Below are 11,739 nucleotides of genomic sequence, written 5' to 3'. Positions count from 1 at the left end.
TCGGTTGGGCATGGGTGTGGAGACGTTTGTCGAGATCGGTGCGGTCGAACTGGCCGTGGAGACCTTCGGTTCCCGGCAGGACCCCGCGGTGCTGCTGGTCGGCAGTGGCTCGATGCTGTCCTGGGATGACGAGCTGTGCGCGCGGCTGGCCGCGGGAGGCAGGTTCGTCCTGCGCTACGACCTGCGTGACCACGGCAGGTCGGTGACCTACCCGCCCGGCGCGCCCCGCTACGACCTGCGCGATCTCAGCGCCGACGTCATCGGGGTGCTCGATGCCTTCGGCCTGCGGAAAGCGCACATCGCGGGCAGGATCGTCGGCGGGTGGATCGCACAGCTCACCGCTCTGGACCACCCGGAGCGGGTCGCCACGCTCACCCTGGTGTCGACCAGGCCGACCGCACACGGCCCGAACAACCCCGACCTGCCCGAGCACTCGGCCGAGGTGATGGCCTACGTGACCGGTACCCCGCGCCCGGACTGGTCGGACCGGGCCGCGGTGGTGGAGTACCTGGTCGGGGCGGCTCGCGCCAGGTCGCCGGAAGGGGAGCACTTCGACGAGGCCGAGGTGCGTTCGGTCGCGGAACGGACGTACGATCGGGCCGAGGACATGGCGTCCTCGTTCAACATCGCCGCCACCGAACCCGGGCGGCGGTGGCGCGAACGCCTCGGTGAGCTGGAGGTGCCGACGCTCGTCGTGCACGGCACCGCCGACCGGTTCTTCCCGTACGGCAACGCACTGGCGCTCGCCGCCGAGATCCCCGGAGCCCGGCTGCTCCCGCTCGAAGGAGTGGGTCAGGACCTGCCGAGGGCCGCCTGGTCAGCGCTTGCCTCCGCGCTGCTGGAGCACACCGCGGGGTAGGTGGGCGTTCGTTGCCGCCGCCGTCGCGAGGCGACCGATCCGCGGTGCGAGGACGCCGCCCCAGCCGACCTGCCGGGGCGGTGGTCTCGGGTCCCCGGCGGTGCAGTGATCGGATGAGCAGCGCCGGGACGAGGAACGACACGGCGTCGATCGCGATCGCCGGCAACCAGATCGGGGATCAGCGCATTGGTCCCCGTCACGTAGGTGATCTCCGCGCAGCCCATGAGCAGTGACAGGACCACCAGCGCCGCGATGGTGGGCGTGCCGAGCGCCAGGAGCACCGCAACAGATTTTCGCACCGGCTATTACCTTTCGAGGCAAGGAAAACGCCGGCCCGAGCCGCTGCGGCAATTGTGAAGAACCTGGTGGCGACCTGCTTGACTTCGATGACTGCGGCCGATGGGCGAAGTCAGGTCGGTGAAGCCCGCTGGTCACCCCACGCCACGGGATCGCCCGCTGCGCCGACGCCGAACATCAGGCCGCTGATCTGCGGAATGCAGAGCAACGCAAGAAACCTGCACGACCCCTCCGGCAAGGTGTCCCGCACTTGCTCAGAAGGGGAGGAAGCAATGAGGAAGATTCTGGTGACGGCCACGGCCGCCACGATCGCCGCCGCGACACTGCTCGTGCCGGGGAACGCGTCGGCGCAGGAGGCGGGTGCGCTGGCCACGTGCGACCCGGACAAGCACGTCCGGATCAGCGTGCAGAAGCGCGGCAACTTCATCGACGGGCTCGGCGGGTTCTTCAACTGCGACCAGGCGACCACCGGCTACACGATCAAGCTCCAGGAGAAGCGGTTCATCGGCTGGTACGACCACGTGGTGCGGTCCGGCGTGTGGCGGACCAACCACTACGCCGTCACCACCTACACCTGCGAGGGCACGAAGTCGAAGACGTGGCGGGCGCTCATCAACAGCGGTATCGGCACCAAGGCGTGGGTCAAGACCTCCAAGAGCATCACGGTCCCGTGCGGATGATCGCGTCCGCCGAGGGGGAGGGGAACTGAGATGAAGGTCTCGCGTGCGGTGGTGCCCGTCGCGCTCGCAGCCGGGCTGCTGGGAGGACTCGCCCAGCCGGCGTCGGCGGCCGTGCTGACCCACCGGTTCAAGCTCGCGGGCACCAGCGCGTGCCTCGACGCGGCCTTCGGCGGCGGCCTGGACAACGTCCGGCTCGCCACCTGCGGGCCGGGCAATCGGCAGCTGTGGCGCTGGTCGAGCCCGAGCACCCACACGGTGCTGCACCACGTCGGCACCGGCACCTGTGCCGGGCGCATCCGCGCCGGTGTCGGCCTCTCCGGCTGCGACGGTGCGGTGTCGAAGCGGTGGAAGGTGACCGGCACGCCGGCCAGCCTGCTGATCAAGGCGGCCGACACCGGCCACTGCCTCAGCAGGACCGGCTCGGCCACCGTCGGGACGAGGCCTTGCGACGGGACCTCCGCCCAGCAGTGGCACCGCGCCTAGTGCGGGTCGACTGAACGATCGTTTAGTATCCTGTCCATGCGTTCAGTCGACGATCTCACCGCCCGGGCACGGATCCGGGACGCCGCCTTGGAGCGCTTCGGCTCCGACGGGGTGGCCGCGACCAGCGTGCGCGCGATCGCGGCCGCCGCCGGTGTCTCGCCCGCGTTGGTGCTGCACCACTTCGGCTCGAAGGAGGGCTTGCGACAGGCGTGCGACGAGCACGTGCTCGCCGCGATCCGCTCCGGCTCCGGCGGGGACGGGGTGATCGAGCAGGGCGCGCTCGGGGAGCTGCTGCGCGCGGCGACCCCTGCGCGGCGCTACCTCGGCCGGGCGCTGCTGGACGGCTCCGAGGCGGCGAGCACGCTGTTCACCGAGATCGTCGACGGCACGCAGCAGTGGCTCGCCGATGGCGAGGAGCAGGGATGGGTCACGCCGACCAGGGATCCGCGGGCGCGCGCGGTGACCTACGTGGCCTGGCTGCTGGCCCCGTTGGTGCTCAGTGATCAGGTCGGCCGGTTGCTCGGTGGTGACGTCGCCGAGACCGAGACCTCCCTGCGGGGAGCCCGGGCCGGGCTGGAGATGTTGACCGGCGGCCTGTTCACCGACGATCGCTGGCTGTCCGCGTTCACCGCCATCGCGGGCGAAGGACCGGCCCGGTGAAGGCGCTCCTGGTCACCCACGGCACGCGCGGCGACGTGCAGCCGTTCCTCGCGCTCGCGGTGGCTCTGCGCGGTGCAGGGCACGATGTGAGCTTGGCCGCGCCGGAATCCTATGCCGCACAAGCACAAGAGCACGACGTGGAGTTCGCGGCGCTGGACGAGGGGCCGAACCGGTTGCTGGAGGACCCGGTGGTGCGCGAGTCCATCGGCAACGGGTACCGGGGCCTGCGGGGCAAGATCAGCGCTGTGCGCACGGCGCGGCGGATCAAGCCGTTGATGAGCGCTGTCCTGCACGACCTCGCAGCTGTGGCCCGTGATACCGCTGACGTGGATGTGGTGGTGCACTCGCCAGCGCTACCCGCGCAGCACATCGCGGAGTCGCTCGGCGTGCCCGCGGTGCTCGCGACGTTGCAGCCCGGGTGGGTGCCCAGTTCGCTGTTCCCGTGTCCGATGCTGCCGTTGCCGCGCGTGCCCAAGGCGCTCAACCGCGCGACGTATCTGGCGGTTTCGGCGACGCTGCGCGCCCAAGCCGGAGCCGCGAACACCTGGCGCGCCACCGAACTCGGCTTGCCGGCCCGGAGGGGCGGCCACGACCTGTTGCACGACGCCGGCGGCGCGCATCGCTTGGTGCTGCAGGCTTTCAGCCCCCACGCGGCACAGGTTGACCCGGCGTGGCCGGAGCAGGTGCGTACCACCGGGTTCTGGTTCCTGCCCGCAGCCGAAGCGTGGTCACCCTCGCGGCGGCTGGCCGCGTTCCTCGACGCCGGACCGCCGCCGGTCTACATCGGCTTCGGCAGCATGGCCGGACCACAGGCCGACAGAACCGGCGCGATCGTCATGGAGGCCGTGCGCCGTGCCGGGGTTCGTGCCGTGCTGGCAACAGGATGGGGCGGGCTGGGCGGAACCGAGTCCTCGGGCGAGGTCTTGGTGATCGACCAAGCGCCCCACGACTGGTTGTTCCCGCGCATGGCCGCGGTGGTGCACCACGGCGGAGGTGGCACCACCGCCGCGGCCCTGGCCACAGGGCGTCCGCAGGTCGTGTGCCCGTTCGTCGCCGACCAACCGCACTGGGCGCAGCGCATGCACATCGCCGGAGTCGCACCCGCGCCCGTGCACCAGCAGAAGCTCACCGCCGAGCGCCTTGCCGCCGCGATCACCGAAGCGACTTCCAGCACCCCGATGCGCGAGAGCGCCGCGACCCTCGGCGCGCTGATCCGCGCGGAGAACGGTGCGGCGGTCGCCGTGCGACTGCTGGAGGAACACCTGACCTGACAGGAAAGGTGTAGGGTTCGCCGCCTTCCCGGCCCGACGAACCACCGCCTCTTCAGCCGGTTCGGGTTCCTCAGCACTCCCTTCGGGCTGCTACTGGCGTTGGGCACAGGGTGAGCACGGCAGGCACGCGGTCATGAACACCGCGTCGTCGGGGGACCAGGCGGCGACCCGCAGATCGGGCCAGTTGGCGGCACCGTGGGAGAAGCCCCGATCCGGCAGCGGTCCGGTCAGAGGTTCGCTCGAACGTGAATCCGGGCGGGCTTCACGTGGCCGAGAGCGGTCAGCGCACGCGGGTGGGCTTGGCGGAGTCGAGTTCGAGGCGGACGGCGGTGGGGAGGCGTTGCACGCCGAGCGCGGAGCGGGCCCGGGAGAGCACGTCGGCGTCCAGGGTCTGCCAGATCCGGCGCACGTCGGTGCCTTCGGCCAGCCACAGGTACAGCCGCAGCGCGGGCTCCTCGGCGGTGCCGACGAGGCGGGCCTTGGCGCGGCTGACCCCGGCGAGTGCCTCCGCGTCGGCGCTCACGGCGGCGGTGACGGCACCGGAGGTCACTTCCAGCCTGCCCGCGGGGGAGTTGTCCAGCAGCACGTCGGGCTGGTGTTCGGGTCGCAGGGCGCGCACCGTCCACATGAGACCACCGAGGAGGAGCAGCAGGCCGAGCGCGATCCCGATCAGCTTCGTCCACTGTGGATTCGTGCTGATCCAGTCCGCGAGCAGCGGGTCGAGCACGGGCCGTTGCGCGCGGAACGCGCCGAGCCAGCCGAGGCCGACCGCGATCGCCGCCCCGCCCGCGGCAACGGCGACGAGGCCCAGCAACGAGGTCAGCACCCGCTCGGTGCGGGCGGACCGGGCGATCACGGGGCCTTTCATCGCGTCTCCCTGCGGTTGTTCGGCGCGGTGACGGCCACGCGCACCGCGGGGTGCCTGGGCATCGGCAGGTCCGCGACGGCGCCTTGGACCAGTTCCGTCAGCTGGGGCCGGAGTTCGGTGGACCTGCCGGTCGCGCGGACCTTGACCTTCTTGCCGGTCGCGGTGACCGTGGCGCCGCTGACGCCTTCCGCTGCCCGGACGCGGACGCCGACGAGCCGGGCCAGCGACCGGGGCGAGGTGGTGACGACGACGTCGTCCGCCGGATCGGACAGGCGCACGTCCCTGCGGCGCGCGGTCGCGGCCACGAGCAGCAGGAGCAGGCCGAGCGCGAGGACACCGCCCGCCAGCCAGAGAACCGGCGCCCGGGACCACGAGAAGGACCCCGCGGTGGTGAGCCACTGGCGCCACGGCACGAGGAGTTCGGGTGCGCCGGGCCGCGCCAGCGACCAGGTCATCTCGACCACGAGCACGGCACCCGCGGCCGCCACCGCGAGGCCGAGCACCGTCGAGAGCAGTCGGAGCAGCAGTCGCATGATCCTCACTCCACCCTGGTCCGCCGGTCCTGCGGCAGCAGGGCGGACACGGTCACGTCGACCGCGCGCACCCGGCGCCCGGTGATCCGGCCGACCTCCTCGACGAGCTTGGCGCGCAGCGATTCCACGGCTTCCCGCACCGGGGCGGGGTAGCGCAGGGCCAGCTCGACGGCGATGTCGACCTCCTGCGCGTCGCCGGTGACGCGCGCCGTCGCACCGTGCTCACCGCCGAGCCTGCCGCGGGTGGGCACGGTGTCGGGGGCGTCGTCGGCGATCTTCTGCACGAGCTTGCGCAGCACCCCCGGGTGGATCTCCAGGGTGCCCCGGTCCTCGGGCTCGGCAGGCGCCGCGCGTTGCCGGGGGACCTCGACTTCGGTGGTCGGCGCGCTCACTTGTCCCGGCCCCTGCCCAGCAGCTCGCCGAGGTCCAGCTCGCCGTCCAGGACGCGCCCGATCACCAGCCCGAGCACGCCGACGGCCAGCGAGATGATCACGGCCGAGAACCCGCCGAGCGCCCCGGCGGCACCGAGGACGAGCCCGGCGAGCAGACCGATCTGGGATGTGTTCATTGCTTGCCTGCCTTCTCCAGGACGGGTGTTCTCACTGCACTCGGGGTCCGCGGCGGCGCCGTTCCCGCCAGCGCTGGACCAGGCCCCGCACGCCGCGCCGCCGGACGACGAAGACGACCTCCTCGGCACCGGCGGGCGCCGGGGGACCGTCGAACCCGGCCCGCAACCGGGCCAGCCCGGCGACGAACTCCGCCGGATCGCCGCCGACGTCGGGGTGGTTGGCGCGGACGAACTCGCGGATCGCCGCGCGCCGTTGCCGGGCCGGGTCAGTCATCCCCGGCCAGGACCACGTCGGTCACGGTGACGTCCACCGGGACGTCACCGGCCACCTCCCGGACCCGCGCCCGCAGGTCGGCGACCACCTCGGGCACCGGGCCGCCGAGCTTGAGCACGACGCCGATCTCCACCGGCTCGCCCGGCCCCGCGGCCCGCACCCCCTCCACCCGGCGACCGGGCAGGTAGGAGGCCAGCGCGCCGAACGGGCCGGGGTCGAGCCGGTGCACGGCGGGGTGGGCGAGCACGGCCTCGGCGACGGTGTCGGCTAGCGGCGCGGTCATCGCTACTCGACCCGGGACTTGCCCGACTCGCTCGCCGAGTCCTCGTCGCCGTCGGGCAGGTGGATGTCGTTGACCGAGATGTTGACCTCGATCACCTCCAGTCCGGTCATCCGCTCCACCGCGGTGATCACGTTGCGGCGCACCGCCTGCGCGAGGTCCACGATGGACGCTCCGTACTCCACGACGATGTCCAGGTCGATCGCGGCCTGCTTCTCGCCGACCTCGACCGCGACGCCGGTGCTGACCGAGGTGCCGCCGCCGGGGATGCGCTCGCGCAGGGCGCCGAACGCGCGGGAGACCCCGCCGCCCATCGCGTGCACGCCGGAGATCTCCCGCGCCGCGATGCCCGCGATCTTCTGCACCACCGAGGAGGCGATGCTGGTCTTGCCCTGCGAGGTGTCGTCGGCGAGCCGGGCGGGCGCCGAACCCACCGTGCGCTGCGCGGGGGCGGTTGCCGACTCGGTCTTGGTGGGGCTGCTAGCCATGGGTGGTCCCTTTCCGATCACGCCTGGAGGTGTGGTGGCTGTCGAAGGGGTGTTCGTCAGTCACATCGGATCGGATGCCCCTCGCCCGCAGATCATGCCGGTTTGTCACTCGAACGGGGGGAGACGAAGCTCCGGTCGGGGTGGGAGCACGTCGACCACCTCGACGGCCGTCCCGGGTGCCACCGGGCCCGCCGACGCCCGCAGCCGCTCCTCGAGCCCCCGGGCCAGCCGGTCGGCGACCTCGGTGGCCGGGATCCCGTACCGCACGGCGATCTCCACCCGGATCACTCCGTCCGCCGTGGACAGACCGCGCAGGTGCACACCGGGCAGATCGAGCAGCAGGTCCGCGACGTGCCCTCGGGCGAGCGCCAGCAGCGCGCGCCCGCTGATCTGCAGCGTGCCGCCCTCCTGGGCCATCTCGGCGGGCTCGGCGAAGGCGTTCTCCCGCATCCCGCGCACCACGCCCAGCACCCGGGACAGCAGGCCCTCCGGCAGTTCCACCGGGGCGGCGGCCGCCGCGCGCACCGGGCTCCAGCGGTTCTCCAGCGCCGCGATCTCGGCGCGGCAGTGCTCGCAGTCGCGAGCGTGCGCGGCCAGCGCGGTGTCGCTGGGCTCCAGGCCGCCGTCGACGACCAGGCCGAGCAGCTCGACGGTGGTGTGGCCGCAGGGCAGCGTCGATCCGCTCATCGCAGCTCCTCCAACTTGGCGAGCAAGGCCACCCTCGCCCTGTGCAGCCGCGAGCGCAAGGCCGGGACGCTGACCTCCAGCACCGCGGCGACCTCCTCGTAGCTCATGCCCTCCAGTTCCCGCAGCACCAGGGGTACCCGCTGGCTCGGCTCCAACAGGGAGATCGCGTGCAGCGCCGCGTCGACCTTCTCCCGCCGGAGCGCGGCCTGCTCCGGTGTCGGTCCCGCGTCGGTGAGCGCGGCCCCGGCCTGGCCCTCCGGCTCCAGCGGCACGGTCGGCTTCCGCCTGCGCAGGTGCGCGAGCGCGGCGTTGGTGACCACGCGGTAGAGCCAGGTGGTCGGCGCCGCCTCGCCGCGGAACTGCGCCAGCGACCGCCACGCCGAGACCCACGCCTCCTGCACGACGTCCTCGGCGTCGGCCGGGTCCCCGACGATGCGGAGGGCGACCCGGTAGAGCTTCGCGGTGTGCCGCCGGACCAGCGCGTCGAACGCGGCGGCGTCGCCTGTCGACGCGGCCGCGACCAGGGCCAGGTCGTCCCCGGTCACCGTGTTCGCCCCGACCCGCCGCGCGGCACCGGCGCGTCATCCTCGTGCAGCACTAGCACACCGTCCACATTGGACAACGAAGCTCCTCGCGCGGTCGACCTCCTGCTCGTCGAGTATCGGCCACGCGCGGACCTGCCGCAGTCCTCAACGCGTGGCCATCACGGTGAGGTAGTGGCGGTCGCGGTGCGGAACGTCGTCGTCCCGCTCCGAGTGGTAGAAGAACGCGTACACGTCGGCGGGCCGGGTGCGGATGCAGGACTGGTTGCCGAAGGTGAGCTCGTCGTGGACGTGGTGCTCACAGCCCGCGGCGTCGAGGGCCGCGGCCAGGTCCTTGCGGAGCACCGGGGCCTCGAACGACTCGGATCCGGGCAGCACGAGCGGGGGGAGCGAGGCCGACGACCCGGGCCAGAGGTCGATCCGGATGCCGCTGACGATCCGCTCGGTGACGACGAGGCTCAGCCCGGACCAGTAGTAGGGGTAGCCGTCGATGGCCGGCCCCTTCATGACGATGGCCGGGTGCGGGCGCCCGGGGCCGAGGAGGTCTTCGGCCTCCGTCAGGGGCATCCCGCGGCGCAGCGGTCCGAGCCGACCGGTTCCGGCGAAGTCGACGAGCACGTCCATCAAGGTCACGCCGGTGACTGTGGCACGCTCCCGTCCGGTTGACATGTGGATATCGGCGCACGTCGCCCCCTGAGCAGCGGGACCCGGTTGCGGATCGTCTCCCCGTGCTCCCAGTACTCCCAATGCCACTCGGCGAGCGCGCTGTCCTGCTGGGCCAGTCACGTGTCCAGGAACGGCACAGTTGGCGGAGGCGGGTCGCCCTGTTCCTCGTCGAGCCCGTCGAAACCGATGCCGGGGTAGGACAACGCCCCACCGGAGAGCCGAGGAGGTGCCTGGCACGATCAGCGGCAGACAGTCCTCGATCCCCGCCGGAGCCGCTGATGGGTACGGAGCACGCTGCCCGTGTTTCCGCTTTCGCCACCGTGGGAGCGCGGCTGTCCCTGGTCAGCGACCGCGGGCTCGGGGATGCCGTCGCCGCCGCGCCGGTGCTGGGTTCCGGAGTGGGCGGCAGGTCGGCGGAGATGGACGTCGAGGGGGTCCGCGTCTTCGTCAAGCGGGTTCCGCTGACGGACATCGAGTTGCGGCCGGAGCACCTGCGGTCCACCGCCAACCTGTTCGAGCTTCCCCTCTTCTACCAGTACGGGATCGGCTCGGCGGGGTTCGGCGCCTGGCGTGAGCTGGCGGCTCACATCATGACCACGGGCTGGGTGCTGAAGGACGAGTACGCGGGTTTTCCCCTGCTGTACCACTGGCGGGTCCTGCCGGACACCCCTCCCGCCGAGTTCGGAGGTGTCGAGGAGGCCGTCGCGCACTGGGACGGTTCGCCTGCCGTGAGACATCGGCTGGAGGCCATCGGCAAGTCCACCTTCAGCCTCGTGCTCTTCCTGGAGCACGTGCCGCGGACCCTTGCCGCCTGGCTTGAGGGCCGGTGCGGATCCTCCTACGCGTGGGTCGAGGACGAGTTGCTGAGGGGGACCGAATTCATGAGCACGCGCGGACTGGTCCACTTCGACGCGCACTTCGGCAATCTGCTCACCGATGGCCGACAGGTGTACTTCGCGGACTTCGGGCTCGCGCTGAGCCGCGAGTTCGACCTCTCGGCGGCGGAGGAGGCATTCCTCGCCGATCACCTCGTGTACGACCGCTCCTACGCGCCGGCCCACCTGCTTCGCCACCACCTGCCCGACGACATCCGTCGCGGCGACGAGCACGAGACCTTCCTCCGTGAATGGGTGAAGGGCCGCCGACGCGAGGGCGTTCCGCCAGACATCGGCGCGATCATCGATCGGCACGCCCGGCACGCCGTCGTCCTGGACGACTTCCACCACCGGCTCCTCACCCGGAGCAAGCGCACGCCGTTCCCCGCGGCCGAGGTCCGGAGGTCCCTGTGAACCTGAGCGAGCTCATCGTGAAGTACGACGTACCGGGCGCACAGGTCGCCGTGCTCGCGGACGGGGAGATCCACGACGAGGCCGCGGGTGTGCTGAGCCTGCGCACACGCGTCGAGACCACGACGGACTCGGTGTTCAAGGTCGGCTCGATCACCAAGATCTGGACGGCCACGTTGGTCCAGCAGCTGGTGCACGACGGTCTGCTGGACCTCGACCGCCCCGTTCGGGACTACCTACCCGGTTTTCGGCTGAGCGACCCGGCCGCCACCGCAGCCCTGACCGCCCGCCACCTGCTCACCCACACCGGCGGCGTCGACGCCAACCACTTCACCGATACCGGTCGCAACGACGACGCGATCGAGAAGTTCGTCGCCACGCTCGCCGACGCGGATCACCTTCTCCCGCCCGGCACAGTCCTCTCCTACTCCAACAGCGGGTACGTGGTGCTCGGCAGATTGGTGGAAGTGTTGCGCGGCAAGCACTTCCACGACGTGCTCCGCGAGCGCCTGGTGGCACCTCTGGGGCTGGACACCGTCGCCACCGACACGTACGAGGCGATCCTGCACCGCGCGGCGATCGGCCACGGCGAGGCCGGTGTGCCCACGACGAAGTGGGCGGTCTCCTACTACTCCGCGCCCAGCGGATCTCATCTCGCGATGAGCGCGCGCGATCTGCTGCGGTTCGTGCGCCTGCACCTCACCGACCGAACGCTTGCGGCACTTCGCGAACCCCAGCTCGAATCCGTCCCCGACTTCGGCGGCGGTGTCGTCGGCTGGGGGCTCGGCTGGATGCTCTACCAGGACGGCGTCATCGGCCACACCGGCGTCTCCAAAGGGCAGAAAGCCTTCCTCCGCGTCGTTCCATCGGCAGGCGTGGCGGTGGCCGTGATGACCAACAGCTCGGGCGGTGAACCCCTTGCCCACGAGATCTTCGTTGCGGTGCTTGGAGATCTCGCCGGCGTGGAGACCGCGCCACTACCCGCGCCACCCGAGAACCCGACCGTCGTCGACGCGGATCGCATGTGCGGTACCTACCGCAGCACCCTGTACGACATCACCCTCACCGTCGAGAACGACCGCGCTTTCCTCATTTACCGCCCCCGCAACGAACTCGCCGAGTCCTTCCTCGGCAAGCCCGAGGACCGCGTCGAGGTCGTCCGCCTCGGCGACAACGCGATCATCACCGCCGAACCGAAGTTCGACGGCCACAAGGTCCTGTCCCTGATCGGCTCCGACGAGCACGGCCGCGCCCGCTTCCTGCACAACGGCGCCGCCGCCCACCGGATCGCCTGATC

The 11,739-nt window shown here is 71.6% G+C and carries 17 protein-coding genes; 7 read left to right on the top strand and 10 right to left on the bottom strand.

From position 1 onward, the window contains the following. Positions 1 to 16 precede the first annotated feature (16 nt). From BLT28_RS15390 to BLT28_RS15370, 5 genes are all read left to right on the top strand, one after another. Positions 17 to 859 (top strand): alpha/beta fold hydrolase, encoded by an 843-nt coding sequence (locus BLT28_RS15390; protein WP_231950796.1) that lies wholly within the window; start codon positions 17 to 19, stop codon positions 857 to 859. A 569-nt stretch (positions 860 to 1,428) separates the two neighbouring features. Then, entirely contained in the window at positions 1,429 to 1,836 is a 408-nt protein-coding gene (locus BLT28_RS15385; protein WP_043811394.1) for a hypothetical protein, read from the top strand. Between the two features lie 30 nt (positions 1,837 to 1,866). Continuing rightward, positions 1,867 to 2,319: an RICIN domain-containing protein gene (locus BLT28_RS15380; protein WP_030429400.1), complete on the top strand. Its 453-nt coding sequence runs from the start codon at positions 1,867 to 1,869 to the stop codon at positions 2,317 to 2,319. Between the two features lie 36 nt (positions 2,320 to 2,355). After that, positions 2,356 to 2,979 (top strand): TetR/AcrR family transcriptional regulator, encoded by a 624-nt coding sequence (locus BLT28_RS15375; RefSeq protein ID WP_043811398.1) that lies wholly within the window; start codon positions 2,356 to 2,358, stop codon positions 2,977 to 2,979. Next, a complete protein-coding gene (locus tag BLT28_RS15370; protein WP_030429402.1) occupies positions 2,976 to 4,250 on the top strand; it encodes a glycosyltransferase in 1,275 nt (424 codons plus the stop codon). The genes BLT28_RS15375 and BLT28_RS15370 overlap by 4 nt, the downstream gene beginning before the upstream one ends. Positions 4,251 to 4,530: 280 nt before the next feature. Here BLT28_RS15370 and BLT28_RS15365 read toward each other — a convergent pair whose 3' ends face one another. The 10 genes from BLT28_RS15365 to BLT28_RS15320 form a co-directional block, all read right to left on the bottom strand. Beyond that, positions 4,531 to 5,118 (bottom strand): hypothetical protein, encoded by a 588-nt coding sequence (locus tag BLT28_RS15365; protein WP_030429403.1) that lies wholly within the window; start codon positions 5,116 to 5,118, stop codon positions 4,531 to 4,533. Next, entirely contained in the window at positions 5,115 to 5,651 is a 537-nt protein-coding gene (locus BLT28_RS15360; protein WP_030429404.1) for a DUF6286 domain-containing protein, read from the bottom strand. Before BLT28_RS15360 ends, BLT28_RS15365 begins: the two co-directional genes overlap by 4 nt. Positions 5,652 to 5,656: 5 nt before the next feature. Then, positions 5,657 to 6,043 carry an Asp23/Gls24 family envelope stress response protein gene (locus BLT28_RS15355; RefSeq protein ID WP_043811401.1) on the bottom strand — a complete coding sequence of 129 codons (387 nt, stop codon included), beginning with the start codon at positions 6,041 to 6,043 and terminating at the stop codon, positions 5,657 to 5,659. Further along, the gene (locus tag BLT28_RS15350; protein WP_030429406.1) at positions 6,040 to 6,219 is read right to left on the bottom strand and encodes a hypothetical protein; all 180 of its coding nucleotides are present in this window, start codon (positions 6,217 to 6,219) and stop codon (positions 6,040 to 6,042) included. Before BLT28_RS15350 ends, BLT28_RS15355 begins: the two co-directional genes overlap by 4 nt. 31 nt (positions 6,220 to 6,250) lie before the next feature. Next, positions 6,251 to 6,493 (bottom strand): hypothetical protein, encoded by a 243-nt coding sequence (locus BLT28_RS15345; protein WP_030429407.1) that lies wholly within the window; start codon positions 6,491 to 6,493, stop codon positions 6,251 to 6,253. Then, a complete protein-coding gene (locus BLT28_RS15340; protein WP_030429408.1) occupies positions 6,486 to 6,776 on the bottom strand; it encodes a hypothetical protein in 291 nt (96 codons plus the stop codon). Before BLT28_RS15340 ends, BLT28_RS15345 begins: the two co-directional genes overlap by 8 nt. 2 nt (positions 6,777 to 6,778) lie before the next feature. Continuing rightward, positions 6,779 to 7,261, bottom strand: a complete 483-nt coding sequence (locus BLT28_RS15335; protein WP_030429409.1) for an Asp23/Gls24 family envelope stress response protein — start codon at positions 7,259 to 7,261, stop codon at positions 6,779 to 6,781. 105 nt (positions 7,262 to 7,366) lie between these two features. Further along, complete coding sequence (locus BLT28_RS15330) at positions 7,367 to 7,948, bottom strand: anti-sigma factor (protein WP_030429410.1); 582 nt, start codon at positions 7,946 to 7,948, stop codon at positions 7,367 to 7,369. After that, a complete protein-coding gene (locus BLT28_RS15325; RefSeq protein WP_030429411.1) occupies positions 7,945 to 8,493 on the bottom strand; it encodes an RNA polymerase sigma factor in 549 nt (182 codons plus the stop codon). The genes BLT28_RS15330 and BLT28_RS15325 overlap by 4 nt, the downstream gene beginning before the upstream one ends. Before the next feature lie 144 nt (positions 8,494 to 8,637). After that, on the bottom strand, positions 8,638 to 9,123 hold the full coding sequence (locus tag BLT28_RS15320; RefSeq protein ID WP_030429412.1) for a hypothetical protein: 486 nt from the start codon (positions 9,121 to 9,123) through the stop codon (positions 8,638 to 8,640). A gap of 311 nt (positions 9,124 to 9,434) precedes the next feature. Here BLT28_RS15320 and BLT28_RS41970 point away from each other — a divergent pair, with 311 nt between their 5' ends. Then, positions 9,435 to 10,445: a protein kinase family protein gene (locus BLT28_RS41970; protein ID WP_030429413.1), complete on the top strand. Its 1,011-nt coding sequence runs from the start codon at positions 9,435 to 9,437 to the stop codon at positions 10,443 to 10,445. Continuing rightward, positions 10,442 to 11,737: a serine hydrolase domain-containing protein gene (locus BLT28_RS15315; RefSeq protein WP_030429414.1), complete on the top strand. Its 1,296-nt coding sequence runs from the start codon at positions 10,442 to 10,444 to the stop codon at positions 11,735 to 11,737. Before BLT28_RS41970 ends, BLT28_RS15315 begins: the two co-directional genes overlap by 4 nt. Positions 11,738 to 11,739 lie beyond the last annotated feature (2 nt).

This window comes from Allokutzneria albata, assembly GCF_900103775.1.
GTDB classification, from domain to species: Bacteria; Actinomycetota; Actinomycetes; order Mycobacteriales; family Pseudonocardiaceae; genus Allokutzneria; species Allokutzneria albata.
The sequence above is the reverse complement of the archived record's forward strand: the minus strand, read 5'-3'. Positions and strand labels throughout refer to the sequence as shown.